At 60.2% G+C, this 26,100-nt stretch carries 27 protein-coding genes and 1 pseudogene; 14 read left to right on the top strand and 14 right to left on the bottom strand.

Translation table 11 applies throughout. The annotated features are described in order from the left end of the window. Window positions 1–138: 138 nt before the first annotated feature. The 5 genes from KHO30_RS24385 to KHO30_RS24405 form a co-directional block, all read right to left on the bottom strand. The gene (locus tag KHO30_RS24385) at window positions 139–438 is read right to left on the bottom strand and encodes a hypothetical protein (RefSeq protein WP_200619171.1); all 300 of its coding nucleotides are present in this window, start codon (window positions 436–438) and stop codon (window positions 139–141) included. Beyond that, window positions 435–659, bottom strand: a complete 225-nt coding sequence (locus KHO30_RS24390) for a tlde1 domain-containing protein (RefSeq protein ID WP_200654757.1) — start codon at window positions 657–659, stop codon at window positions 435–437. The genes KHO30_RS24385 and KHO30_RS24390 overlap by 4 nt, the downstream gene beginning before the upstream one ends. Continuing rightward, window positions 611–850, bottom strand: a complete 240-nt coding sequence (locus KHO30_RS24395) for a hypothetical protein (RefSeq protein WP_200619196.1) — start codon at window positions 848–850, stop codon at window positions 611–613. The genes KHO30_RS24390 and KHO30_RS24395 overlap by 49 nt, the downstream gene beginning before the upstream one ends. 17 nt (window positions 851–867) lie before the next feature. Then, entirely contained in the window at window positions 868–1,374 is a 507-nt protein-coding gene (locus tag KHO30_RS24400) for a GNAT family N-acetyltransferase (protein WP_200619173.1), read from the bottom strand. A 210-nt stretch (window positions 1,375–1,584) separates the two neighbouring features. Next, a complete protein-coding gene (locus tag KHO30_RS24405) occupies window positions 1,585–2,388 on the bottom strand; it encodes a lipid II flippase Amj family protein (protein WP_211702591.1) in 804 nt (267 codons plus the stop codon). A 167-nt stretch (window positions 2,389–2,555) separates the two neighbouring features. Here KHO30_RS24405 and KHO30_RS24410 point away from each other — a divergent pair, with 167 nt between their 5' ends. Next, a complete protein-coding gene (locus KHO30_RS24410; RefSeq protein WP_211702592.1) occupies window positions 2,556–3,608 on the top strand; it encodes an alpha/beta hydrolase family protein in 1,053 nt (350 codons plus the stop codon). Between the two features lie 214 nt (window positions 3,609–3,822). On the opposite strand, the gene KHO30_RS24415 is transcribed toward KHO30_RS24410, so the two are convergent. Next, window positions 3,823–4,347: a GNAT family N-acetyltransferase gene (locus tag KHO30_RS24415; protein WP_211702593.1), complete on the bottom strand. Its 525-nt coding sequence runs from the start codon at window positions 4,345–4,347 to the stop codon at window positions 3,823–3,825. A 358-nt stretch (window positions 4,348–4,705) separates the two neighbouring features. On the opposite strand from KHO30_RS24415, the gene KHO30_RS24420 reads away from it, so the two are divergent. Next, window positions 4,706–5,518: a class I SAM-dependent methyltransferase gene (locus KHO30_RS24420; protein ID WP_211702594.1), complete on the top strand. Its 813-nt coding sequence runs from the start codon at window positions 4,706–4,708 to the stop codon at window positions 5,516–5,518. Window positions 5,519–5,568: 50 nt separating this feature from the next. Here the strand turns inward: KHO30_RS24420 and KHO30_RS24425 are convergent, their stop codons facing one another. Continuing rightward, window positions 5,569–5,829, bottom strand: coding sequence for a hypothetical protein (locus KHO30_RS24425; RefSeq protein WP_211702595.1), 261 nt, complete (start codon window positions 5,827–5,829; stop codon window positions 5,569–5,571). Window positions 5,830–5,974: 145 nt separating this feature from the next. On the opposite strand from KHO30_RS24425, the gene KHO30_RS24430 reads away from it, so the two are divergent. Continuing rightward, entirely contained in the window at window positions 5,975–6,130 is a 156-nt protein-coding gene (locus KHO30_RS24430) for a hypothetical protein (protein ID WP_167378288.1), read from the top strand. A 36-nt stretch (window positions 6,131–6,166) separates the two neighbouring features. Here the strand turns inward: KHO30_RS24430 and KHO30_RS39780 are convergent. Next, window positions 6,167–6,343, bottom strand: a pseudogene (locus KHO30_RS39780) (tetratricopeptide repeat protein); the annotation flags it as partial. Window positions 6,344–6,639: 296 nt separating this feature from the next. Here KHO30_RS39780 and KHO30_RS24440 point away from each other — a divergent pair. Then, window positions 6,640–7,209 (top strand): cysteine hydrolase family protein, encoded by a 570-nt coding sequence (locus KHO30_RS24440; RefSeq protein ID WP_211702596.1) that lies wholly within the window; start codon window positions 6,640–6,642, stop codon window positions 7,207–7,209. 72 nt (window positions 7,210–7,281) lie between these two features. On the opposite strand, the gene KHO30_RS24445 is transcribed toward KHO30_RS24440, so the two are convergent. After that, complete coding sequence (locus KHO30_RS24445) at window positions 7,282–8,205, bottom strand: LysR family transcriptional regulator (RefSeq protein ID WP_211702597.1); 924 nt, start codon at window positions 8,203–8,205, stop codon at window positions 7,282–7,284. 105 nt (window positions 8,206–8,310) lie between these two features. Here KHO30_RS24445 and KHO30_RS24450 point away from each other — a divergent pair, with 105 nt between their 5' ends. From KHO30_RS24450 to KHO30_RS24460, 3 genes are read left to right on the top strand one after another with little or no spacing between them, the layout of a single operon-like run. Beyond that, window positions 8,311–8,976, top strand: a complete 666-nt coding sequence (locus KHO30_RS24450) for an RraA family protein (protein WP_211702598.1) — start codon at window positions 8,311–8,313, stop codon at window positions 8,974–8,976. Beyond that, complete coding sequence (locus KHO30_RS24455; protein ID WP_244864123.1) at window positions 8,976–10,217, top strand: pyridoxal phosphate-dependent aminotransferase; 1,242 nt, start codon at window positions 8,976–8,978, stop codon at window positions 10,215–10,217. The genes KHO30_RS24450 and KHO30_RS24455 overlap by 1 nt, the downstream gene beginning before the upstream one ends. Continuing rightward, the gene (locus KHO30_RS24460; RefSeq protein WP_211702829.1) at window positions 10,201–11,019 is read left to right on the top strand and encodes an alpha/beta fold hydrolase; all 819 of its coding nucleotides are present in this window, start codon (window positions 10,201–10,203) and stop codon (window positions 11,017–11,019) included. The genes KHO30_RS24455 and KHO30_RS24460 overlap by 17 nt, the downstream gene beginning before the upstream one ends. 12 nt (window positions 11,020–11,031) lie before the next feature. Here the strand turns inward: KHO30_RS24460 and KHO30_RS24465 are convergent, their stop codons facing one another. Continuing rightward, on the bottom strand, window positions 11,032–11,685 hold the full coding sequence (locus KHO30_RS24465; protein ID WP_211702599.1) for a GntR family transcriptional regulator: 654 nt from the start codon (window positions 11,683–11,685) through the stop codon (window positions 11,032–11,034). A gap of 32 nt (window positions 11,686–11,717) precedes the next feature. Between KHO30_RS24465 and KHO30_RS24470 the strand changes: the two genes are divergently transcribed. Next, complete coding sequence (locus KHO30_RS24470; RefSeq protein ID WP_211702600.1) at window positions 11,718–12,875, top strand: pyridoxal phosphate-dependent aminotransferase; 1,158 nt, start codon at window positions 11,718–11,720, stop codon at window positions 12,873–12,875. Window positions 12,876–13,654: 779 nt separating this feature from the next. Then, a complete protein-coding gene (locus KHO30_RS24475; RefSeq protein WP_200619183.1) occupies window positions 13,655–15,700 on the top strand; it encodes an arabinofuranosidase catalytic domain-containing protein in 2,046 nt (681 codons plus the stop codon). 125 nt (window positions 15,701–15,825) lie between these two features. On the opposite strand, the gene ppnP is transcribed toward KHO30_RS24475, so the two are convergent. The 4 genes from ppnP to KHO30_RS24495 all read right to left on the bottom strand — a co-directional run bounded on the left by ppnP (window position 15,826) and on the right by KHO30_RS24495 (window position 20,202). Then, window positions 15,826–16,146, bottom strand: a complete 321-nt coding sequence (gene ppnP / locus KHO30_RS24480) for a pyrimidine/purine nucleoside phosphorylase (RefSeq protein WP_200619184.1) — start codon at window positions 16,144–16,146, stop codon at window positions 15,826–15,828. A gap of 191 nt (window positions 16,147–16,337) precedes the next feature. Continuing rightward, window positions 16,338–17,042 (bottom strand): hypothetical protein, encoded by a 705-nt coding sequence (locus KHO30_RS24485; RefSeq protein ID WP_211702601.1) that lies wholly within the window; start codon window positions 17,040–17,042, stop codon window positions 16,338–16,340. Window positions 17,043–17,357: 315 nt separating this feature from the next. Further along, complete coding sequence (locus KHO30_RS39585) at window positions 17,358–18,800, bottom strand: hypothetical protein (protein ID WP_211702602.1); 1,443 nt, start codon at window positions 18,798–18,800, stop codon at window positions 17,358–17,360. A 547-nt stretch (window positions 18,801–19,347) separates the two neighbouring features. Beyond that, window positions 19,348–20,202: a helix-turn-helix transcriptional regulator gene (locus KHO30_RS24495; protein WP_200619187.1), complete on the bottom strand. Its 855-nt coding sequence runs from the start codon at window positions 20,200–20,202 to the stop codon at window positions 19,348–19,350. Window positions 20,203–20,393: 191 nt separating this feature from the next. On the opposite strand from KHO30_RS24495, the gene KHO30_RS24500 reads away from it, so the two are divergent. The 5 genes from KHO30_RS24500 (at window position 20,394) to KHO30_RS24520 (ending at window position 26,092) form a co-directional block, all read left to right on the top strand. After that, complete coding sequence (locus KHO30_RS24500; RefSeq protein ID WP_211702603.1) at window positions 20,394–21,182, top strand: SDR family NAD(P)-dependent oxidoreductase; 789 nt, start codon at window positions 20,394–20,396, stop codon at window positions 21,180–21,182. Window positions 21,183–21,380: 198 nt separating this feature from the next. Continuing rightward, window positions 21,381–22,544, top strand: coding sequence for an HPP family protein (locus KHO30_RS24505; RefSeq protein WP_211702604.1), 1,164 nt, complete (start codon window positions 21,381–21,383; stop codon window positions 22,542–22,544). A 119-nt stretch (window positions 22,545–22,663) separates the two neighbouring features. Continuing rightward, on the top strand, window positions 22,664–23,077 hold the full coding sequence (locus tag KHO30_RS24510; RefSeq protein WP_211702830.1) for a MarR family winged helix-turn-helix transcriptional regulator: 414 nt from the start codon (window positions 22,664–22,666) through the stop codon (window positions 23,075–23,077). 6 nt (window positions 23,078–23,083) lie between these two features. Continuing rightward, window positions 23,084–24,874, top strand: a complete 1,791-nt coding sequence (locus KHO30_RS24515; RefSeq protein ID WP_211702605.1) for a chloride channel protein — start codon at window positions 23,084–23,086, stop codon at window positions 24,872–24,874. Between the two features lie 345 nt (window positions 24,875–25,219). Then, window positions 25,220–26,092 (top strand): M24 family metallopeptidase, encoded by an 873-nt coding sequence (locus tag KHO30_RS24520; protein WP_211702606.1) that lies wholly within the window; start codon window positions 25,220–25,222, stop codon window positions 26,090–26,092. Window positions 26,093–26,100: the final 8 nt, after the last annotated feature.

A 26,100-nucleotide genomic window follows, 5' to 3' on the forward strand; every position in this document is an offset into this window, starting at 1 on the left:
CTGGACGAGACGCAAGGATAAGGGCAGGTACCAATTGTCGACGATCTCCGCATTGATGTCGAATGCCTCTTCCTGGCCGAACAGCGCCTTAGGGCCTTCGATTGCGCCGAAGCCCGCCTCTGTAGCGGGCCTTTTTGTCTATGCCGTTCGCTGTTTCCGGTAATGCCGCAGCGCCCGGTAGCCGGCAAAGATAAGTCCGCCGACCAGCAGCGTGGACACTACCCAGTACAGAAGTAGCGCGAGCATTTCCATGTCGTCGGGGTTCGCCATATCGCTGTTGCCAGTCACGGACAGCACGAAGCGGACGAACGTATTTACCGGGTGCGGCATCTCGATTGGCAACCGGCTGTAAAGGGCCGCCACGTACCAACCCCCTATCACCGACACGACGACGAAGGCGACGACTAGCAGCGCTTTTACCGCAAACTCTTTTTTCATTTCACTTCAACCGTTCCATACGCCTTCATGGTCGTACCCGGGACCGGTGTCGTGAGCCCCTGTGACCGGATGTACTTCTGAAGTCCATCAAAGGCGTCAGGGTTGACGACCGTAATGCACCCTTCGCTCAGCCGGAGCGGTCCCATGGGATGCAGTCGGAAGTTTCCGCGTTTCACACCGTTGACGTTCGTCGTGTCGCCAGTCGCAGGGTTCCAGAGCATGAACCATGCGTGCCTGTCGGTTGAGCCATATCCGCCAACAAGCCGCCAATGATGCTACCGTCCGCGTTGCGTGCAAATACGCGCAACAACCTGAAATCTCTAACTGTGAAGGTGGCGTTGTAGGTACTGAGTTGCGTTGCCACGAATGAGTCATCCCGATCATTTCGCAGGTCAGTGACTTCGATTTTCATGATCTTGTCCTGCAACGTTAATGAGCCGGTTTTTCGTATAGTGACCAGACATAGCCACCGGGACCGGGTTCCTGCCACAGTCCTGCGCGGATAAAACCAAGCGACTCATACCAGGCGCATAGCTTCGCGTTGTGAGCGGCGCAGTCGAGCCGGACATAGCGACGGTTCAAGCCGCGCACTTTGCTAGCGCAGCAGTCAAGCATGAAGCCGCCGAGTCCTCGTCCGTTAAAGCCTGTTCGCACGCTCAGCCCGTGCACGTAAGCCGCGATTGGCTCCTGCGGCCCCCAGCGCCGCTCATCGTCCAGATCGAGCGAAAACATGCCCGCAGGAGTGCCGTCCAGCTCAACAACATACACTTCCTTTTGAGCGACAGTGTTTCGCATCCATCGCTCGGAAACGCCGTCTCCTTCCTTGCCCCACGCGTAGTCGCGGTGCGCTAGCTTCCATGTGTGTGCTTCGTTACGGATCCGTGTGAGCACCAGGACATCCTCTGCCGTTGCCCGGCGGATGCTTTTCGAGTCCATCACTCATATCTCCGTTGGACATTATTTGTGAACGAAAGACGTAAGACTGACGCAAATGAGCCTCGGATTGTCACCGATCTAGATACAGATGTCGAATGACTGCAACTGGCCGAGTCTGTGTCTGACGGATGCCGCCGCTAACCTACCAGGAGCGGCCTTACTATCCCCGTGTGCGGTCGATCACAGTATTCCAGATTGACACACTCCGCTCTAAATCAACTCCGCGACGCGTACGATAATGAGCGCGGCCGGTACGAGCATTATTTGTGCACACAAGGTTCCGACAACTCGTGCCCCAGCGAGGGTGGTGATAGCTCGTCGAAAGTTGTTTTCGGAGACTCGGCCTTCGATCACGTCGTCCGTCATGACGGAGACCTGCGGGTCGATGACCACCGCCAATACAACGGTCGCAAAGCCATTAATGACCGACGATAGATTGGCGCACGTCACGCGCAAATCTGGCTTGAGATATCCCGCGTAGAGCGACGCGAAAACACCGACAGTCCAGATGGCCATCGCAAAGATGTTGAGAGCTATCACCGTCCCGGATACGCCGGCACCGCTCGTTAGCTGGGAGATGTTTTGGCGCGACGGAACCCGCGCGCCGTCCCGCATATAGTTGATGCCGCCACGGCTGAAAATGTGGAGCAGAAGGCGCGGCAATGAACGATTAGCTTGAAAGTGCTCGACGGCACGACTGAAATAACGCTGAAACGTTGGGATCAGCAACGCGCCGACTATGCTTGCGGCTGTAGCTGTAATCAGGAAGAGTCGAAAATCACCGAGCAGGCCACTCTCAAGATGCCGAGCGATATCGAGCTCTACGCGCTTGGCTATGAATGGTCCTTGAAAGGAGTTCGCCGTTCGGGACACAAGGGCAATAATTCCGAACAGTGAGAACGACACAGCGATACGTCGAGTGCGAACACCGGCGATCCGCACAGCATAAGCCAGCGTTGCGATGACGTGGATTACGAATGTAAGTCCGCAGATGATCAAAAGCTGGGTGTCCATGCGATCGCGGCGAGGTTGGGCGAGAGTTGCAGTCTACCGGAGCGCCGTCGTCGGTCCGATTTTCACCAAACCGACGGTCGATACCGAACGTCTGAAGCTGACTAGGGCACGACGGACGGTGGTCATCTGATCGTTCTTGCGGGACAGTGGAGTGAAGTCAACGACAGATGCACAGGTTCAATCCAAGCCTCATCCACCAGATTCAACCGAATTTTCAATCTGCTCCGAAGACTAAGGAAACCGCCGCCATGCGTATGCTCTCCCTCGTGATCGCCCTGCTGACACTCTGTGTCGCATCAACGGCGTGGGCACAAACGGCTCAATTCCATGCTGGTGTCACCCGCATTTCGGTATCTGGTGAAGATCGGTTGGACACCTTCATCTGGTATCCGACAGAGACTCAGGAGATACCTTGGCAAGCTGGTCCGTTTCCTATATCAGCCAGCCGCAATGCGCCGGTTGCCGCCGGTCAGTTTCCTGTTCTGCTCCTGTCGCACGGCGGAGGCGCGGGAGGCGGTTCTCCGCTCGTTTTACGGAACCTTTCCACCTACCTTGCTCGCCAAGGCTTTATCGTAGTCGCACCGATCCACGGAAACACGGCCTTTCTTCACAGGCCTTACCAGATTACTGCTGCTTTTGAAGCCATGATGGCCGATCCTCGTTTCGCGATTCATGCAGACGCAGATAAGCTTGGCATGCTTGGCTTTTCGCTTGGCGGCGCAGTCGCGTTGCGGATCGCCGGTGGTGTACCTGATTTCGAGCATCTCGCAACTTATTGCGCGGCGCATCCGGCCGATGCAAAGTCATGCGGCGCCGGCCCGGGCGGCAAAAGTGGGACGGCCCCCTCGAATCAAACTCAATTCCCCGGCCAATCGCCCCAAGCTCCGCGTCTTCCTTTGAAAGCGCTTGCTTTACTTGATCCTTTCGCGGTGTTGTTCACGCCTGCCGGGCTAACTTCTGTGAAGATTCCCACGCTCGTGTTCCGGCCGAAGCAGAGCGACCTCGGCGAGGAGAACTTGAACGCGCTGATAGCAGGCCTTCCGTACCCACCCAAGGTCGTCTATGTATCGGGCGGACATTTCGTCATGACGGATGTTTGCCCGCCAGCATTAAAGGCGGCCGCACCCGAGGTGTGCGATGACGCACAGGGTATCGATCGTGCGGCGATACAGACTGATATCGAAGGGCAAATCGCCGCTTTTTTTCATAGCAAGCTTTAGCAGCCTGTGACGCTTCCAGCATGCCATATTCAGTCACAACGGCCGTCCAGGTCGAACGTCTATACCCACCCGAACTGATGATCGAGATCGCGGCGATCTCTGAAATTCCTCGCTCCCGGTTTCGCCAACCCGAGCGGGGCGATCAGGTGCTACGTGAGTGGCCTCTAACTCCTAATGTTCCGCTGTGACTCGACGAATATTCAACGTGCCGGCGTCACACTTTTCGCAGGATTGCCGGTGCTTCCGGCGCGCCGGACTCGGGGCTGCATGCCGCTCTGGCAGTGGCGCGTTGAACCGCTGGGCTCGTGGTCAGTTCACGTATTGCAATGAAGAACTCAAAGCCTTTGTCGTTCTCACGCGTCACCTGAAATCCAAGCTTGCGATGGAAAGCGATAGATAACCGGTTGGTTTTGTAGACATGACTTTTTAGCTCGCCGATCCCTTGTTCACTCGCCAGCTTCGCCATCTTTGCGAGCAGCTCAGTCATAACGGCATACGTTCGATACAACGGATGCGTACCAAACGCGCCAACGAACCAGCAAGCACCTGAATGCGGTCGAAGCATTGCATAGGCAACGAGTTTGCCTTCCCGCCGCACTGAGCACACCTCGCTGACCTCCAGGGACTTTCGCAACTGGACTCGGTGCTCATCAACATCGAAGGTATCACCCGCCTGCTCGGTGTGTTCGCGTAAGGTCAGCGCGTCAAGCGCGAGGAGTTCGTCGATAGACGGCAACATAGCAGGGATCTGGGCTATATGAAGACAATTCTCAAGAGTACTTCGAATCAAAATTCTCGCCAATTCACTTTGCTTTTATGGTTGATCGTTCTTGGTCGGACGCTGACAGATTCGGTTCGACCCATATCGGCCATACGGTGGCTGAGATTGTTCGCCCGCTAGTTGCCTTCGCAGCATTACCGCGGCAGCGCTGCTATGAAGGCACGCGTGTTGGAAAGGTCACTGGATGACGTTGACGAGGCTGGTATGCGCGGCCACTATAGCGCAACGCCCGGCCAGAAAGAGTACGCCTTGGAGTGGCTTGGCCTGCTCTCGAATGGATGGTCGCGGGCGCTATTGAGAGCTTCAAGGGGATGTCATGACTGAGCGCGATAAGGTGTTTGCGGGTTCGATCCCGAAGTTCTACGACACGCTGATGGTCCCCCTAATCTTCGAGGCCTACGCTGCCGACCTGGCGGAGGTTGTTGCAGCCTTCGCGCCCGGCTCGGTGCTTGAAACGGCGGCCGGCAGCGGCGTGGTCACGCGGGTGCTTGAACCAAAACTTTGCGCTGGCGCGCGGTACGTGGCGACCGACCTTAACCAGCCCATGCTCGACTATGCCGCTACCAGGCAGGGGGCCGATAGCCGTATCGAATGGAGGCAGGCGGACGCGCTCGACCTGCCGTTCGAAGATGCATCGTTCGACGTCGTTTGCTGCCAGTTCGGCGCGATGTTTTTCCCCAATCGGATCGTTGGCTATGCCGAGGCGCGTCGCGTGCTGAGACCCGGCGGGCGCTTTGTCTTCAATGTCTGGGACCGTATCGAAGAGAACGCCTTTGCCGACGAAGTCGCCAACGCCGTCGCCACGGTGTTTCCGCACGACCCTCCGAGATTTCTCGCCCGCACGCCGCACGGCTATCACGATATCGCGCTGATCCGAGAGGAGTTGAGCCGCGCAGGGTTCGCCGACATCGAGATCGCGACACGCGAGAAGGTGAGTTGCGCGACCTCGGCACGCGCCGCCGCCGCTGCTTATTGCCTGGGAACGCCGCTGCGCAACGAAATCGAGGCGCGCGACGCCGGCTTGCTTCAGCTGGCGACGGACCGAGCGACGGAGGCGATTGCCAACCGTCATGGCGAAGGCCCGGTGGTCGGCAAAATTCAGGCGCATGTGATCGTGGCGGCGGGATAGTGGAGTCTCGGAGCGAGGCTGTTGCAAGCCCGATCGGCATGTACGGCAAGCTAGTGATAGTTAACAAAGTTGATGATGTCATTGAGGAACCACGGCAGAATCAACTGCGTATCGGGATCGCTGACACCGACGCTGAGCCTAGGTCGCTTTGACGTGGAGCCACCAGGCGTCGCACTGTTGGTAGAGTGCAGAATGTAGGTATCCGTGTCGGCCGGACCTGGCCCGGCGGTCTGATTATTCGTGGGCGACCATGTCGAGGTGCAGCCGCCGGTGAGCACGACGAAGGCCGCAGCGAAGCAAAAAGGTTTCATGATGGCGTGAACTCCAGCAACGTGGCTTTGATGACAATATGGCTGATGACGAATCCGGCACGGTATGTGGACGGACTTTGCCGAACGCAGGAGTCGCAGTCTGACCCGTTTGGGTCATTCAGTTTCCCGCATAACAGACCTTCAAATGAGCAACTTTGCCGAACTTAAAAAAGCGATGTTGGAAGGCGTCAACGACGGCCTTGTTGGCACCACGTCCACCAGCACCAACGTTCCGACTTTCCAGTTCCGTGCGATTTCCTCGGCAGTCGACAGTGAGTCGCAGGACAGTTTTGGACGATAGTACCGATCCAGGATGCGTAGTTTCAGCAATCTTTAGCCAGACATATGCCGCGATCAGATTTTGCGGAACGCCGGCGCCATTTTTTAGCATCAAGCCCAACTTTGTTTGAGCACTCTCGTCGCCTTGATTGGCCGCTTTGCGGAGCCAGTACGTGGCCGTTACCTTGTGACGTTGGACGCCGTATCCATGAAGGTACATCTCAGCCAGATTGACCTGCGAGGAGGCAAGAGATCAGCACGGCAATGAAGTTAATACAGGCTTTAGTCAAGCGAATTTGCATAGCGTATCTGTCAGGAGAAGGGATCCGGTCTATGTAAGTCGTATCGATACACGCACGGAAATCAAGGCGTGAGTGGTCCAATCAATCTTACTCGCCACAGGTTTGCCGCTCACCCCATGTTGGCCGTACCAAGCCGATCAGACAACGCGATTCGAGGCTCGCAGCAGACTTGCGGTAAAGTCCTGAATCGAATCGCTTCGCCACAGCATTCCCTCACGCAGAACCAAAAATGACTGCCTCGCTACGTCCGGCCGGAGCGCTCCTTTTGCTGGTGGATCTTCAGAAAGCAATAGACCACCCAAGCTGGGGACGCAGAAACAACCCGCTTGCGGAAATTCAAATTGCACGTTTGCTCGACCATTGGCGGAGTAACAGCTGGCCGGTATGGCACATTCGGCACGACTCCACCGAACCTGGCTCGCACTATCGACCGGGCCAAAGCGGACATGACTTCAAGCCTGAGGCCACCCCTGTCGCCGGCGAGCCTGTGATCCCGAAGCGAACCAATAATGCCTTCATTGGTACGAATCTGGAAGCGCAACTCCGCGCGCAAGGCTATGACACGCTAGTGGTCGTCGGCGTCATCACCAATAATTCTGTCGAGGCGACGGTTCGCATGGCCGGCAACCTGGGCTTCACAACCTATCTCCTATCCGACTGCTGTTTCACGTTTGATCGAACGGACTGGAACGGAAACCTGAGAAGCGCGGAAGACGTGCACGCGATGTCGCTTGCCAATCTCGACCCGGAATACTGCACCGTCACGACTGCTGAGACATTGCTGGACACGGACAAATAAGCTGGGCCATTTCAGATGGTGCGCCAGAGATCTAGGCAGCTTCAGGCCAGGCGTGCCATACGGTCAAATGGCTTAACGCGACACCTTACGCATCTTCGGCCCGCCTCCGGTACTTGCTAATACGGCAACCACGGCGTCAATAAGCGGATTATCCCGACCAGTACTCCAGGCCACAGCCGTAGTCACCACACTTACATTTTCCTTGAGCGGGCGAAACACAACATTCTCAGGAGCCAGTTTCTTCAGCGAAGCGGGCACCAGAGCGATGCCTTGCCCGCATCCCACGAAAGCAACCTGGGAAGCCACCGAACGGACCTCATGCAGTATTCGCGGAGAGAACCCATTGGACCGGCAAGACGCCACCAGGCTATCGAAGTACATCGGGCTTACCTGCCGCGAAAACATGACGAAATCCTGATCCGCGAGCGACGCCAGCCTGATGCGTGAAGTTCCAGCCATCGCATGATCACGATGCATGGCCACCGCCAGCCGATCCTGGGCCAGCGGCAATGACTGAATCGTCCCGCCAAGCTCGCCCTCCAGTCTGGCGAAAGCCAGGTCAATGTCGCCCGCCTCGAGCGCTGGAACGGCCTCGACACTGTCGATCTCTTTGACCGATATTGTAAGTTGCGGGTACTCAGACTTTAGCCGCTCGACCAGCGGCGGCAGAACATCCAGCATCGCAGACGAAATCGCCCCGATTGTCAGGACGCCACTTCGTCCGGCGACTGCCTCGCGCACCGAGAGCTCAAGTCGCTCGAGCTGCTCCGCGAACTTACGCACCGCAGGTAGGATCGCAGCGCCAATCGGCGTAAGTTGCGTTCCACGCCGGGAGCGCTCGAACAGCTTCACCTTCAACGCCTGCTCGAGCGCCTGAATCTGCTCAGTCAGCGGAGGCTGGGACATATCCAGGCGCCGTGCCGCACGCCCGAAGTGCTGTTCCTCGGCAACGGCCAGGAAGAGCCATAAATGACGGATAAGCCGGAAATTGATCATGATTGACTGATAGGTTTGCCGTATCGAAAGCTTCCAAAATTCGGAATTTACATATCGAACTGTAGGCGTGAAAGTAGGGCATCGCAACCATCTCGCGGCGCTTTCATGACCTCAATCTCACTGCTTGATCGCTTTGCCGCGCTCGACACCAACACGGTATCGGACGCGCTGGACTTCCTTGGCATTCCCGGCGCTACGTTCGGCCTGCGCCCCTTGTGGGATTGTCCGAAGATCGTCGGACGCGCCAGCACCGTTCAACTGGGAGCGAAGGCGGACGCGGCACCAACCGTCCACCTGATTTCACCGGTCATCGCTCAGATCCAGTCAGGCGACCGGATTCTGGTTATTGCCGGCGGCATCGATGGGATTTCGTGCTGGGGCGACATCCTTGGCAATGCTGCCCAATTCAAGCGCATTCGCGGTTCAGTAATCGATGGCATGAGCCGTGATATCGACGGCAGCGAATCGATCGGATACCCGGTCTTTGGGCGTGGCGTCACGATGATCAGCGCACGCAATCGGGTCGTTCAGGTTTCCTCAGGCGAGCCCGTCCGCGTCGCCGGGGTGCTCGTCCATGAAGACGACTACGTCATCGCGGACCGTTGCGGCACGGTGTTCGTGTCGGCTGCGCGCATCGAAGAAGTCGTTGAACTGGGTGAGCGCATCGCGCGGCGCCAGGACGGCATGGTGCAGGCGGTGCGTGCCGGGCGGTCGGTTGCCGATGTCATGCACGACAAGGAATTCGACGCCATCAAGGAAGGGTGCAGGTAATGAATCACGAAGATCTGCAACACCTGAACGTTCACCTTGCCAAGGCCCAAGCTTCGGCGACCTACCGCATGATGGACCGCGTTGCGGTGCGCCGTGCCGCGGGTGCCAGGGTTCTCTCGCTCAGCGCGGGCGAGCCAGACTTCGACACGCCCGTGCACATCTGCGACGCGGCAGTCGACGCGATTCGTGCCGGACACACGCGCTATACGCAGGTCGCCGGCATGCGCTCGCTGCGCGAGGCAGTGGCCGCCAAATTCCAGCACGAAAATGGTCTTGACGTCAGTTGGCAGGACACGATCGTCTGCAGCGGTGGCAAACAGGTCATCTACAACGCGCTGGCCGCAACCCTCAACGAAGGCGACGAGGTCATCGTGCCCGCACCTTACTGGGTGAGTTACCCGGAGATGGTTCAGTTGTGCGGCGCGACCCCAGTCGTCGTCACCTGCGGCAGCGAAGACGGTTTCAAGCTGACGCCCCAGGCGCTGGCCGACGCAATCGGACCACGCACGCGTTGGCTGATCCTGAACTCGCCTTCCAATCCGACCGGTGCGGTCTACACGCGTGAAGAGTTGGCCGCGCTTGCCGAAGTGCTGCTGGCCAATCCCCATGTGCTGATCCTGTCGGATGATATCTACGAACACCTGATCTTCGATGGTGCGAGCTTCCATACGATCGCTGAGGTCGAGCCGCGGCTGATCTCACGCACGCTGACGATGAACGGCGTGTCCAAAGCTTATGCGATGACGGGCTGGCGCATCGGTTTCGGCACCGGTCCGCGCTGGTTGCTGGATGCAATGGAAAAGCTTCAGGGGCAACAGACCTCGGGCGCCAGTGCTATCTCGCAGCATGCAGCATTGGCGGCGCTCACCGGCCCTCAGAACTTCATCGCCGAATCGCGATCCGTCTTCGAGCAGCGACGCGACCTGATGGTGAAGCTGCTCAATCAGGCCCCCGGTCTGACATGTGCCTTACCCAGCGGCGCCTTTTACGCGTTTGCCTCGTGCGAGGGGCTGATCGGACGCACGACGCCGGCCGGCGCAAAACTCAACACCGACGAGGACGTAGCAGCAGCCATACTGGACGAAGCCGGCGTCGCCGTGGTTCAAGGCAGCGCTTTTGGGCTCGGCCCCTACATCCGGATCGCCTACGCGCTCGATGACGACGCACTAATTGAAGCGTGCCGTGCGATCACGAGTTTTTGCCAATTACTTAGTCAGGAAAATCATGCCGTCGCCGAGTGAGCTTGCAAGAGAAACGCTGACGCTGAGCGTACAAGGTGTTGACCTCCAGATCGCCGCAATGCGCAGGGCAGGTGAACGGGCGCCGATCTTGTACCTGCACGGCTTCGGTTCGACCAAGGAGGATTTCGCCGACATCGTTCGCTATCCGGCGTTCGCGGGACGTGCGGTTGTGGCATACGACGCACCCGGCTGCGGCGCAACACACTGCAGCGATCTGTCGAAGATTTCGATTCCGTTTCTGGTCGCGACTGCGAAGGCCGTGCTTGAGCATTTCGGCATCCAAAGGTTCCATCTCGTCGGCCACTCAATGGGCGGCCTCACCGCGCTCATGCTGGCGCATGAAGAACCTCAGCGCGTGCTGAGCTTCACCGATATCGAGGGTAACGTGGCGCCCGAGGACTGTTTCCTGAGCCGACAGGTGATCGATTATCCGGCAGAGAACGCGCAAGCATTCTTCGATGACTTCATTGAACGGACCTGGCACTCGCCGTTTTATTCGTGTCCGCTCTATGCCGCGAGCTTGCGTCACAAGGTACGCGCTGACGCGGTGCCGGGCATCTTCAGATCCATGGTCGAACTGTCCGACCATGGTGACCTGATGACGAAGCTCCTTTCACTGCCGTTTCCGCGGATGTTCATGTATGGCGAGCAGAACGGTTCTCTGTCGTATCTGCCGTCTCTTCGGGCGCACGGAATAGAGCTGGCGGAAATATCCCATAGCGGGCACTTTCCGATGTATTCGAATCCCGTCGAAATGTGGGCGCGCCTGGCGCAGTTCCTGGCGACAGCTTCGGCCGGTTGACTACCGGCTTCGTCATTGCCGCGCTTCGCGCAGCGCGTCCTGCATCACAACGCCAGCCGCCTCGATATGCGCTTTCGTCAAGCGCTTGGCGGCGCGCCGATCTCGTGCGAGCACTGCATCGAGGATCGCATGATGCTCTGCCAGCGAGATGCCCTGGTAGCGCTCTAGCTGCCAGACGAGCCGCAGATAGCGGTCAGTCTTGCGCCAGATTGCTTCCAGCGTCTCCAGCAGATGCCGCTTGTCGCTCGGCCGATAGATCGCTCGATGAAATGCCCAGTTGTCGATCGACCAGTTCTCGACCTCGTGCGCGTTCTCGTCGTGCTTAAGAATTGCGCGGACCGCGGTCTCGTCGTCTGAGCCGAACGCATCGATAGCGGAGTCGAGCGCCAGCAGTTCGAGCGCGATCCGCATCTCCGTTAATTCTGACGCTTCGAGCCGCGTCATCGCGGAGACGAATGCGCCCCGGTTCGGCACGATCGTAACGAACCCGCTCGCCTGCAACTGCACGAACGCCTCACGCACCGGAATGTGACTGGTGCCGAATTCCTTCGCAATCAGATCCTGCCGCAGCTGCGTCCCGGGCACCAAGGTGCCGTTCGCGATGCGCTCGCGCAGGAGTTCGGCAAGCGAAGTCGAAGAGGGCTTGCTATCTCGAGATTTTTTCACTTTAATATATTAAAACGATAACGGAGGACCGTGTGACAGTATCTCGATTAATAAATATTCCTGGCATTGGAGTCGACCGAATCGGCGACGCCGCGGATTCTCTGCGCGACGCGGACATTCTAAGGCTTGAAAATCTCGATACCGACCTGCGGCCGCCGGCGCAGGCGCTGGCTCACACGCACGAGGCCATCGACGACGACGCGGCAAACAGCTATCTGCCCTTTACCGGCCAACGTGCATTGCGCGAGGCGGCCGCCGAGCGGGTCGGCCGCGCCGCGAGCGTCGCATACGACGCAGCGAGTGAGTGCATCGTCTCGGCCGGCGGCCTGGCGGGGATTTTTAACGTACTGCTCTCGATTCTTGAGCCGGGCGACGAGGTCGTGCTGACGGACCCAACCTACGCCGGCCTGATCAACCGGGTGCATCTGGCCGCAGGCGTGCCGAAGTTCGCGCGGCTGCAGCCGGGTGCCGACGGCTGGCGGCTCGATCTCGACAGTCTTGCTGCGGCGATCGGGCCGCGAACGAAAGCGCTGCTGATCATGTCGCCTTCGATGCCGAGCGGCTACGTCGCGTCGCGGGACGAATGGCTTGTGATTGCGGAACATTGCAAGCGCAATGGCATCTGGCTGGTTTATGACGCGGCGATGGAGCGCATCCTGTTCGACGGGCGCGAGGTCATTCATCCCGCCGGTTTGCCGGGCATGCGCGAGCGCACCATCACCATCGGCGCGGTGTCGAAGGAGTATCGGATGATCGGCTGGCGCGTCGGCTGGATCGTTGGGCCTGCATCGATCATGAACGACGTACGTCTCGTGAGTTTGTCGAACGTGGTGTGTCAGGTTGGTATCGCGATGCCCGGCGCCACTGCCGCGCTCACTGCAACCGACGACGGCGTGGCAGCCGCAGTCGCGGAATGGGAGCGCCGTCGCGACTTCCTGATGAGCGCGCTTGCCGATCTGCCGGTGATCCGTCCGCATGGCGGCTGGTCGATGCTCATCGATACCCGTGCGCTGGGTCTGGAGCCATCCGAGGCGTCGAAGCTGCTGCTCGAACACGGCAAGATCGCAGCCACGCCGATGACGAATTGGGGACCCGGCGCGGACCGCTATCTGCGTTTCGTTTTCTCCAACGAATCCGTTTCGCGCTTGCATGACATTCGTGAGCGCATACGCCGGTCGTGGCAGGTATGACTCCCGAGAAGTGGCTACATAAACGGCGCTGACCGCAAAAAACGAGCGCTTTCAGTGTGTCGTACGACCAGGTCGGCCCCCACATGTTCGCTAGGCATGCCTCAGTTGCCACGCGTACTCAATCGTCTTGAGGAACAAACGCCCGACTAGGGCTCGCTGATTTATTACAAATTGTATTAGCGATAATATTGGCGAAATTCGGGTGGGCAAGCCCCGCTTTCCCCACTATGTGGGTGTCACGTTCGATTCCTTAGTCTGAACATACGGGATTGTACTGAGGCGATGAGTCGATATTATTGACTAATATTATTACCTAACGCGGCGACCCTACCGTCTCGCGTCGTCAGATGCTGTCCCGCAGGGCAGCCGATCGATACAACGATAGTGGAGACGAGCATGGCGAGCCGTTGTGTACCGCAATGGATGGTGGCGATGTTGGCCGCTGACCTCGCGTACTAGTCGCCCGCGCTCACGAACGCGATGAATACAATGCCGCGGTCCGTGGCCGGCGAGATCCTGCGTGACGGCCAGCCAACGCATTTCGACTGCCAGGCCGCCGCGCACGCCGTCATCTTTGCGGTCTACCAGACAATCAACTTTATTCCCACGCACCGTATGGCTGGGGCGGTGTGTTAAATCGCTCGGCAGCACGTTTTCTAGCTGACGGCAATGAGTGGCAGTTCTGAACCCGCCTGACCCGTGGTGATTTTTTATAAATCATTTTGCATGACTAAGTTGAACGAGTCCAATCAGAAGCTATGGCTTCATAGGAGGAGGTCATGATGTCCAGAGGAACCGGATTAATTGCTGTCTTGTTAGCGATGACCGTCGGGCTTGCCGCATGTAACGGAGATAGTAGTGGCACGTCCGCATCTCAAGCGACAGGGGTGTCGAACTCAAGTACGTCGCCGTCGCCGACGAATGACGCAGCCCAGTCAAATGACAGTACACAAGCGGAACAGGCGATCGCGAGCGCGCTACCTTGCGACGCCGCAGCAACTGCCAACACGCCGTGTTCAGCGGCTCATAGCGTGACACGCTTGCTGACAAAGAATTACAGAGGCCCGTTATTCCAGGTTCGACGTGCGTCCGATAGTGCAACGCAGGACATCTACCCCTATACGTCGGGTAGCTTGCCGAACGGCGCCGACCGCACGCTGATCGGCTCGGCCAACGTTAAGAGCGCAAACGCGTTCTGCAACAATACAAGCTGCTCCGTCACCTACATTTACGATCAGATCGACCTGGTTGCGCCGCTCAAGGGAGGAGCATTCGGCAATGTGCCGGCCACCCTCACACTCAACGCGGACGGAACAGAGTCACTGACCCTGCCGAATAGCGGCTCAGGGAAGCAAAAAGCGACGACTGTTCCGGTCCTCAACGGCTTTGCGACAATCACGCTTCCAGGAACCAGTGGAGCACTGACCGTTCAACTGCTCCAGCCCCCCACCGCGCTGACCACCCAGTCACCGACGCTCCAATTATCGATCGGAAACGATTTGCCGGCGCTCCCCGGTACGCCGGCCAAGTTAGGCTTCGTGCCGTTGCAAGGCGTTCAGATTCCAGCTCTCGGTACTTTGGCGGGACAAGCCTATCGCAACAGGTTCGGCACGGTGAACCAGTCGATTGGTGATAGCGATATCGCTGAATACATGGTGGCAGGAGCGCACTATAGCCAGTCCTCCACGTGCTGCGGGACCTATGGAAATATGGAAAGCAGTGCTAACCCGAGCACCTATGCGCATGGAGAAGTAGAAGGGGAAATGTTCGCGCTGGCGTTCTCGAACGGCAACGCAGCTGTGTTCGGCTATTGTGACGGCGACTCGAACCAGGCGCCGAACGTAAAAGACCCCGTGTGCAACGCACTTGATATTAACTGGCCGGGCGTCGACGCGGAGGCAGGCGTTTATCTCTATGGTCCGCAGCAGCCTCCAAAAGAAAAGTTCGTCACGGTGCTTTCTAAATACTCACCGGTAACCGCGTCAAATATCTTCGTGGTCAAAGGCGGCTCTGCCTCGCAGAGCGTACTCACGGCACTCTATGACCAGGCGCCCCCAGAAGCCTTGAACTTTGGCAACGACGCGGGTCATGCATTTAATGGGCAATGGCAGGGCGGTCTTTCGCTTGGCGAAGGCGGCGACGGTAGCGGTGCTCCCATCCAGTTCTTCGAAGGAGCGATCATCACCAAGGCGACATCCGACACGACCGATAACGCGATCCAGGCGAGCATTGCAAAGTTTTACGGACCGCCTGCTGACAAGGCCGTGGCTGCCTGCTATGCAAACAATCTGATCAACTCGCCGCTGAATCTCGCCACACCGGATGCATGGTCGCAACAGAATGGAGGCACCGCTGTGCCTGCAACTGATGTCTCCGGAGTGAACAAGGGCGCTGCAATGGTTACCAGCACGAACGGCTCGTCAGTCTCGAATGTCCGCGAAATCATCAGGGTTCAGGGCGGCCAATCTTATAGCTTCACTGACTACGTTCTCGCCACTACGAACGCGGCGGTCTTTCCTGGGGGATCAATCCAGACCGATGACCCGAGCGGCACTGAATTTGGCTGGGTCCTCAACACGAATACGGGCGCTGTAGTGCGCGGAACATGGGGCGCCGGACAGGCAACTTCGCTGAGCGCAGTGAAATCGGGTAACTGGTGGAAAGTGACGATGACCCTCACCGCTCCCGCGGGATCGAACAATGCATCAGTTTTTATCGATCCGCCCACGTCTAATGCTGCTGGAGCTCGTTCACAGCAAGCGCCGTACTTGAGCGCAACACACTATTGCCCAAGCCTTGCAATCGTGACTAGCGCTGGAGCGTAGACGTGAACCGTGTGGTGGTTTCCGCAGACAGTCGCTCTTAAGGGAAGGGCGTCACGGAAAACATAAAGGAAAGGTCAGCAAAGTGGGTGACGGTGCCGGGTGAATGACCCGGCACCCGTCCGTCTTTACAGATAGCTGCAGACGTAGTCGAGCGTTTCGACCACATCGATATCGAAGCGGCTCTTGCCGGGCACCGAGAACGACTCGCCCGCGCCATACGTCTTCCACTCGTCGCTGCCTTCGAGGCGGATGCGGCATTGGCCGGCCTGCACCTCCATGAGTTCCGGCGCGTCGGTGCCGAAGTTGAGCGTGCCGGGCAGGATCACGCCGAGCGTCTTGCGCGTGCCGTCGGTGAAGAGAACAGTGTGCGAGACACACTTGCCGTCGAAGTAGACGTTGGCGCGTTTGATAACGGAAACCTGATCGAATTGCGTTGTGGCCGTCATGGCGGTCTTCCTTTGGGTCATCGTGAATGGATGCATTCGCGCCGCGTTGCGGCGGCGGGCGGTGCGCGATCTGCGCGGACCGCCGGCGCGGGCTTTCGTTGGACGCAAGCCCGCCATCATACAGGCGGCCGGCGGCGTCAGCCGCTAACCCACGTGCGTGTCAGGGCAACGCTGCGACGTGATTCTGACGACTAGCCAGCCCGGGACCAACGACCCGAGTCCGGACACACAATCACCTGTTCGCCGTTCAACTGGACCTGCTCGGTATCCGGTTGCGGCGAGGTCGAAGGGGCAACGTCGAAGGCCACCTTCAGTGCGTGCCCCACATGAGCATTTTCGATGGGAAGCTCCCAGGTCAGGAATATCTGGATCCAATCCTGGTCCGGCGGGAAGTCGGCCGCGTTAAAACCACTGCTGCCGCGCTGGATGACGCCATGAGGCTGGCCAGTATCGAATATCACAACCGTTCCCCGGGTCAGAGGAATCCGCCGGCCCAGAGCGGGAAAGTGCAAGTCCAGACCTCGGTCCTCGCTCATGAAGAGATTGCAGAAGGCCGCGTCGCCATATTGCGCACCGTCATGGTGATACCGCGCGCCGCGGCAGGCCATGAGGGCGACGTCACTGGCGGCAAGCACCTCAGGCAGTCCAAGCGCGTGCGTCCAATCGGACACGGCCTGCACGCAGCGCGTGTAGTCCGGCCAGCGCGCCCGCGCTCGCGGCAACGGCATGGGTTCGACGTCACCGGGTTCCAGGACCAGATGCGACGAGATCTCTCGCTCCCAATCCGCAAGCAGACGAACAGAGGGCATAGGGACGTCGACGGTGCCTGATAGCACGATGTCGCTCACGCTTCGGCTGCGAATAGCGTCGTCACTCCAGTAATAGGAGGTCAGCATGTGGCGCATTCGATTCAGTTGAGGGGGGAGTCATCCGGGCATTGTAACGATCCCGCGGGCCCGCTTCGGCGCGTTCCGGTTACATGCCGTGGCGTTCGCGAAGGTGTGCGGGGTTGACCGCGCCCGACTTCGTGGAGATTGTCTCGCGTAGTCAGCGGCCAGCAGGTGCGGCGTGTGACGTATCGTGCGGGTTGACTCGTATGAATGCGCCGGGCCTGACGTTGTGAGGCTGTGATGCCAGTCAGGTCCGGCCGTCTTTCTGTTGCACCCACGAGGTCGCGCTGGAGGTGCCCCCCGGGGCACCTCGCATTGCGGCTAATGCTTGGGTGTGGACGGCGTGCTGCCGCCGCCGAGTCCACCTGTGAGTCCGCCGAGCAGGTTCGTCAACGGGGCGAGCGGAGACGAGCCGCCGCTTGCACCGCCGAGTATACCGGTCAGTGTGCCGACAAGGTTGGTCAGTGGTGCAACCGGATTGGACGCGGTGTTCGTCGACGATCCATGAGAGGTGCCGCCGCCCAGGCCTCCGGTTAGTCCGCCGAGCAAGGTGGTAACCGGTGCGAGAGGGCCGCTGCCTTGCGCTGTGCCGCCTCCCAACGCGCCGGTCAGTCCACCGAGCAGGGTGGTAACTGGTGCGAGAGGGCTGCTGCTGCCTTGCGAGCCGCCGTTCACCGAGGCCACCGACAGCCCGCCGAGCAACGCGGTCACAGGTGCCAGCAGGCCACCGGTGCTATGTCCGCTCGATCCGCCTGTGACGCCGTGTGAACCACCGGTTGTGCCGTTGGCCACACCGTTGCCATTGCCGCTACCACTGTTGTTGCCCACGGTGATCGGCACGATAGGCACGCTGATCGCGCCGACGCTGACGACCAGGTTCACGATCGGATCCAGCAGGCCGCCGGTGGTCTGGCTGCCGCTGCTGGAGCCAACGCCAGTGTTGGAGCCGCCGGAGCCGCTGGTGCCGCCGTGACCACCGTTACCACCGCCTGAGCCACCCGAGCCGCCGCCGTTCCCACCACCCGAACCGCCTGAGCCGCCTGAGCCGCCTGAGCCGCCCGAGCCACCGGAGCCACCTGAGCCACCCGAACCTCCAGAGCCGCCGCCGTACCCGCCACCTGAGCCGCCGTGGCCGCCGTCTCCGGAGCCGCCGCCGTTCCCACCACCCGAACCGCCTGAGCCACCGGAACCGCCGGAGCCACCCGAGCCACCCGAGCCACCCGAGCCGCCCGAGCCACCCGAGCCACCCGAGCCACCCGAGCCGCCCGAGCCGCCCGAGCCACCGGAGCCACCGGAGCCACCCGAACCTCCAGAGCCGCCGCCGTACCCGCCACCTGAGCCGCCGTGGCCGCCGTCTCCAGAGCCGCCACCGTTCCCACCGCCTGAACCTCCGGACCCTCCCGAGCCGCCCGAGCCGCCGGATCCACCCGATCCACCTCCGTATCCACCACCCGAACCGCCTGAGCCCGTGGAGCCACCCGAGCCGCCGCCATAACCGCCGTCTCCAAAACCGCCGCCCCATGCCGAGCCGCCGGCCCAAACCGAGCCGTTACCCGCACCGCTGCCGGCCCATGCGCCGGATGTGGTACCGCCTCCTGCCCACGCGTATCCCGATCCTGGTTGTCCGGTTGTCGTCCATCCGCCGCCTTGCGTAAACGAGGGCGGCGGTGTGGTCGTGACGTCTCCGGCCTGACAAGAAGTGGCTAGCGACCACCATAGGAGTGCGCTCGCCGATGCAACAAGAGTGTGTTTGAAGGGAGCCATGATTAGTCCTTTCGCGATGAAATCGCGTCCTGATTGGAAGGTGTAATCAGTGCCCCCGGAAAACCGCTGATCGGTCTTGCAGAAACGTTTGCTTTTCTAGCCCAAGACCGCGTTTGTGCGCGTCGCCTTCGATTAATTTTGGAGCTGGCGCGGTAGCGCCATGCTCGGATGTGGCTTGCTCGGGCAATTGGTCGCTGCAAGTTCCGAGCCAATGCGCCGGTTACAGAGCGCGGCATGTTCCGCGCACGCGCAGTGCAGAAATTGAACGGTGTGCGGCGATGAGCGTCTTGCTGGACGGGGTAGATCGGGCGAGAGGGAGAACGCGGTGGCGGCATTGCGTGGGGCGCGTTACGTCCAAGGTGTTACGTGTTCCCGTCACGTCGAACGTAACCTCGCCGTTACACGTCGTGCTGCGCAATTAGTTCAGACAAAAGGCGGCGTTGCCATCATTCGGAATCCGATCTATTGAGGCACGTGTTGGAAACGCACGTTTAGATCTGTGCTGGCTCAATGACTTCTAACGCTCGCGATTCGAGGGTGCACCGGCTCACTTCGTTGCAAGTGCCTGCTTGTCTTCAATCAGGGATCTGATCCTCTCCTGATCGATCGGAGTCGCGGGGTTGTAGACGATCATCTGAAGATCCGGCCGCCCGTCGACTGCGAAGGATGAGTATTCCAGCGAGATCGGCCCGAGCACGGGGTGGCGCAGCCGCTTGACCCCCTCGCCGTAGGTCTGCACTTCATTGTCCCGCCACATGGCGGCGAACTCGGGACTCGAGCGGCACAGTTCGTCGACGAGCGGCGCCACCTCGGCGTCGGCGCCTGCGCGCGCGGCATCGATCCGGAAGGCGCCCACCACGAAGCGGGCCACGCTTGTCCAATCGAACTGCGCGGCACGGACGCGGGGGTCGCAGAAGATCATGCGCAGGACGTTGCGTTGTTCGGGTGGCAGGGAGCCGTAGTCGGTGAGCACGGTCGCGGCCGCGCGGTTCCACGCAACCACATCCCACGTCGCAGTCCTGACGATTGCCGGACTGTAGGGCAGTGCGTCGAGCAGGCGCTGCAGTCGCGGCGTGATTGCGTCACCTCCGCGATAACGGACTTCGGGCGGATGGCCGAGGCCGAGCAGGAACACGTGTTCGCGCTCGACTTCGGTCAGCATGAGTGCCTTCGCAATGCGGTCCAGCACGTCCGCTGACGGATTGCCGCCGCGCCCCTGCTCCAGCCACGTGTACCAGGCCGCGCTGATATTGGCGCGCTGCGCCACCTCTTCGCGGCGTAGTCCGGCCGTGCGCCGCCGGCCACCGGAAATGCCGAAGGACGCGGGATCGAGCTTGGTCCGCCGGTTCTTCAGATAGTTGCCGAGCCGGTTGCTGCTTTCGTCGTCGTTCACTTGGGCCATGCTTAACCTGTTAAGACGTATACCCGGATAAATTTGCCAATTTAACAGGATGATTCTGCCTCGTACGTCGCTCGCAATCAATCGAATTCGGAAGGGTTTCACATCGGCATCGCGCGCGAGAAGGGTGTGTCGGTTTACGTGTATGACGACTCCAACTGCCTCAGAGAATCAAGGCGATCTCGGCTGATACCATGACGCTCACCCTGTTTAAGCGAGAAAACGACATGAGACTGAAAGACCGCGTTGCCCTGATTACGGGTGCTCAACGAGGCATTGGATATGCAATTGCGGAAAGGTTCGTGGCCGAAGGAGCAAAGGTGGTGCTTGCCGACGTAACAGACGCGACCGCCGAGGCAGACGCGCTGTGCGCCTCGGGCGGCGAAGCCTGCTACGTTCGTGCGGATGTGTCGCTGGAACCCGATGTGAGCGAAATGGTCCGCCTCGCTGAAGAACGATTCGGAAACGTGGACATACTGGTTAACAACGCCGGCATCGAATTCGCGAAAACTGTTCTCGATACGAGCGTTGCGGAATGGGACCAGCTGATGGCCGTTAACCTGAAAGGCGTTTTCCTATGTTCGAAAGCCATCATCCCGGCGATGCAACGGCGCGGTCGGGGCGTCATCATTAACATTGCATCCGAACTGGGACTCGTAGGCGAGGCCAATGTGGCGGCCTACTGTGCCTCGAAGGGCGGGGTGGTGATGTTGACAAAGGCGATGGCGATCGACCACGGTCGTCAAGGTATTCGCGTGAACTGCCTTTGTCCCGGACCCGTTACGACGCAATTGCTGGAGGACGTGTTTTCCAGCAGCGCCGATCCGGCCGGCCTGCGGCGCTCTTTCGAAGCTGCGACGGTGCTGGGCCGAATTGGTTCTCCTGACGAAGTAGCCGGCGCCGCAGTCTTTCTGGCGAGCGACGACTCGGCCTACATGTCTGGCGCAAATCTGGTCATCGACGGGGGATGGACCGCGCGGTAAATCCGGATCGAGCGCGTCGGAGCGGGGCGCGGCATCCGCGTGGCAAGGCCAGTGCTATCAGGGCGTGGCGGCGCGGAACGGACTTTTATATCACAACGAGATATAATGCTAGCGAGACGCACTTTCATTTCGTGAGGATTTGCACCTTAAGGTGCAGTCCAATCCCACGTGATACCCGCCAACTTTCCCATCTAAACCTTGTCCCGCTACGCCCTCATCCGTTGGCTTTCCAGCTTCGCTCCTCATCCCATCGCTGTGCGGTGGCCGGAACGCCTGAGATCGTGTCTCGGTGCATTGCTAGGGATTGCGTTCACCGGCGGGACAATGCACGTTCTTCTCGGACCAGCGGCAAACATTCCGCTCCTCGTCGCGCCAATGGGCGCGTCGGCTGTGCTGCTGTTCGCGGTGCCCGCCAGTCCACTTGCGCAACCGTGGTCCATCATCGGCGGCAATATCGTCTCCGCGACGGTTGGCGTTGCCTGTGCAAGCTGGATCGCCGATCCGTTAGGCGCCGCTGCTTTGGCCGTCTCGCTGGCGATCTGTGCGATGTTCGCGCTGCGGTGCGTTCACCCCCCATCGGGCGCGGTCGCCCTGACCGCGGTCCTGGGCGGTCCGGCCGTGCATGCACTGGGCTACCGCTTTGTTGCCGAACCTATTGCGATCCAGTCCGTGATGCTGCTGTGCGCGGCTATCGTCTACCACGCTGCGACCGGGCATCGATATCCGCACGTCGCGCAGAATTCTGGCAAAGGCGCGGCTGCATCGTCTGCGGCCTCGAACGAAGGTTTCACGCGCGCGGACCTCGAGGCGGTGCTGAACCGGCGCGGGGAATTGCTCGATATCGACACGGACGATCTGGAGTCCCTGCTGCGCGACGTTCAGTTGCAGGCCTACGCCCGCACGTTCAATGAACTGACGTGCGCGGACATCATGTCGCGTTCGCTGGTCGCCGTGTCGGCAAACACGAGAGCGTCGGCAGCATGGAGTCTGCTGAAACAGCGCCATATCAAGGCGCTCCCGGTCATTGACGAGAGACAGCACGTAATCGGCATCGTGACTCGCGCCGACCTTGTCGACAAACGGGCGTATAGCAAAGGGGCCGGTTTGTCGTCCCCCGTGCAACGCTGGCTCCGGCGCAGCATCACGCCGGCACCTTTCGTCGGTGCGTTGATGAACGTTGACGTTCACACGGTCGACGCCACGACACCGATCGTCGAACTGGTGCCGGTGTTCGCGAACTACGGACACCATCACATCCCGGTTCTGGACTCGAATCAGCGGCTTGCAGGAATGATCACGCAGGCCGACCTCATCGCGGGACTCTATCGCCAGGCTTACGCCAGGCAGCGACACGCGGCATAGCAAAAGCAATCGCACTATCGTAGGCACTTGCGCGTGAGTACATGCATAAATATCACGACGTGATAGAGTTTCGCATCACCTATTTCTCCACGGTACACCTATTTCTCCACGGTACTCCGATGAAAACAATCACTCGCGGCTTGACCAAGGCGAACTTCGAGCAACTGTCCGAGTTTCGCTACCAGATGCGTCGCTTCGAGCGTTTTTCTGAGCAGGCCGCGCAGGGTGAAGGCATCACACCGTTGCAGTATCTGTTGCTCCTGCATATCAAGGGTTATCCGGAGCGTGACTGGGCGACCGTCGGCGAGCTTGCGGAACGGCTTCAGGCGCAGCATCACGGCGTGGTCGCGCTCGTGTCCCGCTGCGAGGCGCTCGAACTGGTCCGCAGAAAGGTCAGTGAGACGGACCGTCGCCAGGTCGAGGTTCATTTGTTGAAAGCAGGCGAGCAACTGCTGGCCCGCCTCGCCGAGATGCACCGTGCCGAACTGAAGTCGCTCAAAGGCACGTTCAGTGTTCCCCAGATCGATGTTTGAGTCACCATGAGTCTCGATACCCATAAGCGCGACTTTTCCACCAACGCGCGGCTTCCCGGTATTTCCGCACTCGCCGCGGCAATTGGTGCGCTCAGCACGCTTGCGGCGTTCGTGCTGCTGAGCCTGATTCATCTGTTCACCAATCTGTTTTTCTTCCAGCAATTTTCGTTTGCGGAGCGCTCGCCGGCCCTCAACACGTTGGGTATCTGGGTGGTGATCATCCCGGTGATCGGCGGTCTCATCGTCGGATTCATGGCTCGTTACGGTTCGGAAAAGATCCGTGGACATGGCATTCCCGAAGCGATCGAAGCCATCCTGTTCGGCAAGAGCCGCATGTCGCCGAAAGTGGCGATTCTCAAACCACTGTCGTCCGGCATTGTGATCGGCAGTGGCGGGCCGTTCGGCGCGGAAGGCCCGATCATCATGACAGGCGGCGCGCTCGGGTCGCTGATCGCGCAGTGCGTGAAGGTCACGTCCGCTGAACGCAAGACGCTGCTGGTTGCCGGCGCAGCGGCGGGCATGACAGCGGTCTTCGGCACGCCGGTGGCGGCCGTGTTGCTCGCAGTCGAACTGCTGCTGTTCGAATGGCGTCCGCGCAGTTTTCTGCCGGTCGCACTTGCGTGCGCAGTTGCGGGTTTTGCGCGTGCGGCATTCTTCGGCACGGGGCCGCTGTTTCCGCTTGAGACTGCGCCTCCCGGCGCGCTGTCGCTGGTGTCGTGCGTCATTGCAGGCTTGTTGTCCGGCGCGCTTGCATCGGGCCTTTCGGCCGCGTTGTATAAGACCGAAGACTTGTTCGGCAAGCTGCCCATCCACTGGATGTGGTGGCCCGCGCTCGGCGGCCTCGTTGTCGGTATCGGCGGCTTGCTCGAACCTCGCGCGCTAGGCGTCGGCTACGACGTGATAGGCGATCTGTTACACCAACACATTGCCATCCAGATCGCGCTGGCGATCCTGATCGTGAAGGCGATCATCTGGGTCGTGGCATTGGGCTCGGGCACTTCAGGTGGCGTGCTCGCGCCGTTACTCATGTTGGGCGCAGGGCTCGGCGTCGTGCTCGGCCACGTGTTGCCGGGCGGCGAACCAGCCCTGTGGCCGCTCGTCTGCATGGCGGCCACGCTTGGCGCTACCTTGGGCGCGCCGTTGACCGCCATCGTGTTCGCATTCGGCCTCACGCACGACAGCAACGCATTGCTGCCGCTGCTTGCCGCGACGCTGGTCGCACACGGGTTTGCGACGGTCGTCATGAAGCGCTCCATCATGACCGAGAAAATTGCCCGGCGTGGCTATCACATCTACCGGGAATACGGCGTCGATCCGCTTGAGCGCCACCACGTCGATGAGGTGATGTCGCGTACGGTCGAGACAATCGATGGCGATATATCCGTGGGCGAAGCGCTAGCAACGTTCTTCGGCGCGACGCAGACACATCGTGCTTATCCGGTCGTGCGTCAAGGCGTGCTAGCGGGTGTGGTCGATCGCGCGCTACTGGAAAAAATGCGCGATGACGAGGCAGCGGATGCGCTCGATTCGCGCCTCGCTGACGTGTTGCGCCACCGTTCCCCCGCATTTGCATTGCCGAGCGAAACTTGCCGGCTCGTCGCAACTCGGCTTGCGGTGCACGGTCTCGAACGCTTGCCTGTAGTCACGGACTCCGAAACGTTGCAACTGATCGGCATCGTGTCGCGCAGCGATCTGGTCAAGCCGTCACTTGCGCACTTCGACGAAGAGCACAAGAAAGAACGCTTCCGGCGCTTGCCAGTCCGCTCCGGCAAGCGGCACTTCCCGCCGGTTCCTTAAGCCATCGGCCAGTCATAGGCCGCTCAGTAGCCGCTCAACAGCCGGAGCGGATACGCGGTTTGCCGGTGCAGGCAACGCTCCGGCACGTAATCCACCACATCCCCACGCCACACGGTTGATGCCGAAGTCGGTGCCTGACTGAGTTCAGGCGCCCGTACCTTCGGCTAACCGGACGGCCTCAACGCCCCCATCCCGCATCCCCAATAAGCCCCCAGGGAAAACAACCAGTGGACGAGCACCCAGGGTGGTGTACGATCCAATCGTTACATCAAACAATGTAACAATAAAAAATGTCATCGTGACGGGTGGCCGCGCCCCCGTCGACAGCATATTCGGGAGGCATGTATGGGTGACAAGTCCATTCCACACGTCGACGTGGAAGAATTGACGCAGTTCCGCGAAGTCCAGCAACTGGCCTATCGCTGCGTCGAGAGCGTCGGCGAAATGGTCCAACCGGGCATGACGGAAAAAGACGCCGCCCGGCTGCTGACCGAATGGCTGCAGGACCACGGCGTGCGCGACTGGCTGCACAAACCCTTCGCCTGGTTTGGCGAACGCACCGCCTTTGAAGGTTTTTCCGGGCTGTCGCACATGGCCGGTTTTAACCTGGCGTTCTTTCCGAGTTCGCGCCGGCTGGAAGAAAACATGCCGGTCATTCTCGATGTGGCGCCCGTGCTGAACGGCGTGATCGCCGACGTCGGCTACGCCACCTGCGTCGGTACGAATCCCACGCTTGGACAACTGAAAGACGACCTGGCCGAGCACCGCGAGTTGATCGTCACCATGGTGAAGCAACGGCACACGCTTGCCGACGTCGCGCGCGCGGTCGATCTGTTGTGCAGAAAACAGGGCGTCGAGCCACGCCACAAGGCCTATCCGTTCAAGGTGCTCGCACATCGTGTCGCGAAGCTGAACCAGCCGGCCAAGCCGCGTTTCGTGGCGCGTTTCGGCCTGAACGCCACGCGCAACCTCGTCCTCGATCAGGTTAGCGCGGGCAGGAAGGAGGGCTGGTCGCCGTTATGGTCGATCGATCGCCGCTCCGATCACCCGCCGACGCCAGGCCTCTGGGCCGTCGAGCCGCATCTCGGCTTTCAGGGTGTGGGCGCCAAATTCGAAGAGTTGCTGGTCATCACCGATGACGACGCCTACTGGCTCGACGACGACCTGCCGCATGTACGCCGCTGGGCACAGCGCGGGCGGGCGTTGGCTGCGGCATGACGGAGGCG

The sequence above is a fragment of the Paraburkholderia aspalathi genome, from assembly GCF_905220735.1.
Classification (GTDB): Bacteria; Pseudomonadota; Gammaproteobacteria; order Burkholderiales; family Burkholderiaceae; genus Paraburkholderia; species Paraburkholderia aspalathi.

Bases quoted from the DNA above. Each gene is read 5' to 3' on its own strand.
- KHO30_RS24385 (WP_200619171.1), bottom strand. From the start codon at position 438: ATGAAAAAAGAGTTTGCGGTAAAAGCGCTGCTAGTCGTCGCCTTCGTC.
- KHO30_RS24390 (WP_200654757.1), bottom strand. From the start codon at position 659: ATGCTCTGGAACCCTGCGACTGGCGACACGACGAACGTCAACGGTGTG.
- KHO30_RS24395 (WP_200619196.1), bottom strand. From the start codon at position 850: ATGAAAATCGAAGTCACTGACCTGCGAAATGATCGGGATGACTCATTC.
- KHO30_RS24400 (WP_200619173.1), bottom strand. From the start codon at position 1,374: ATGGACTCGAAAAGCATCCGCCGGGCAACGGCAGAGGATGTCCTGGTG.
- KHO30_RS24405 (WP_211702591.1), bottom strand. From the start codon at position 2,388: ATGGACACCCAGCTTTTGATCATCTGCGGACTTACATTCGTAATCCAC.
- KHO30_RS24410 (WP_211702592.1), top strand. From the start codon at position 2,556: ATGCACAGGTTCAATCCAAGCCTCATCCACCAGATTCAACCGAATTTT.
- KHO30_RS24415 (WP_211702593.1), bottom strand. From the start codon at position 4,347: ATGTTGCCGTCTATCGACGAACTCCTCGCGCTTGACGCGCTGACCTTA.
- KHO30_RS24420 (WP_211702594.1), top strand. From the start codon at position 4,706: ATGACTGAGCGCGATAAGGTGTTTGCGGGTTCGATCCCGAAGTTCTAC.
- KHO30_RS24425 (WP_211702595.1), bottom strand. From the start codon at position 5,829: ATGAAACCTTTTTGCTTCGCTGCGGCCTTCGTCGTGCTCACCGGCGGC.
- KHO30_RS24430 (WP_167378288.1), top strand. From the start codon at position 5,975: ATGAGCAACTTTGCCGAACTTAAAAAAGCGATGTTGGAAGGCGTCAAC.
- KHO30_RS24440 (WP_211702596.1), top strand. From the start codon at position 6,640: ATGACTGCCTCGCTACGTCCGGCCGGAGCGCTCCTTTTGCTGGTGGAT.
- KHO30_RS24445 (WP_211702597.1), bottom strand. From the start codon at position 8,205: ATGATCAATTTCCGGCTTATCCGTCATTTATGGCTCTTCCTGGCCGTT.
- KHO30_RS24450 (WP_211702598.1), top strand. From the start codon at position 8,311: ATGACCTCAATCTCACTGCTTGATCGCTTTGCCGCGCTCGACACCAAC.
- KHO30_RS24455 (WP_244864123.1), top strand. From the start codon at position 8,976: ATGAATCACGAAGATCTGCAACACCTGAACGTTCACCTTGCCAAGGCC.
- KHO30_RS24460 (WP_211702829.1), top strand. From the start codon at position 10,201: ATGCCGTCGCCGAGTGAGCTTGCAAGAGAAACGCTGACGCTGAGCGTA.
- KHO30_RS24475 (WP_200619183.1), top strand. From the start codon at position 13,655: ATGATGTCCAGAGGAACCGGATTAATTGCTGTCTTGTTAGCGATGACC.
- ppnP (WP_200619184.1), bottom strand. From the start codon at position 16,146: ATGACGGCCACAACGCAATTCGATCAGGTTTCCGTTATCAAACGCGCC.
- KHO30_RS24485 (WP_211702601.1), bottom strand. From the start codon at position 17,042: ATGCTGACCTCCTATTACTGGAGTGACGACGCTATTCGCAGCCGAAGC.
- KHO30_RS39585 (WP_211702602.1), bottom strand. From the start codon at position 18,800: ATGGCTCCCTTCAAACACACTCTTGTTGCATCGGCGAGCGCACTCCTA.
- KHO30_RS24495 (WP_200619187.1), bottom strand. From the start codon at position 20,202: ATGGCCCAAGTGAACGACGACGAAAGCAGCAACCGGCTCGGCAACTAT.
- KHO30_RS24500 (WP_211702603.1), top strand. From the start codon at position 20,394: ATGACGCTCACCCTGTTTAAGCGAGAAAACGACATGAGACTGAAAGAC.
- KHO30_RS24510 (WP_211702830.1), top strand. From the start codon at position 22,664: ATGAAAACAATCACTCGCGGCTTGACCAAGGCGAACTTCGAGCAACTG.
- KHO30_RS24515 (WP_211702605.1), top strand. From the start codon at position 23,084: ATGAGTCTCGATACCCATAAGCGCGACTTTTCCACCAACGCGCGGCTT.
- KHO30_RS24520 (WP_211702606.1), top strand. From the start codon at position 25,220: ATGGGTGACAAGTCCATTCCACACGTCGACGTGGAAGAATTGACGCAG.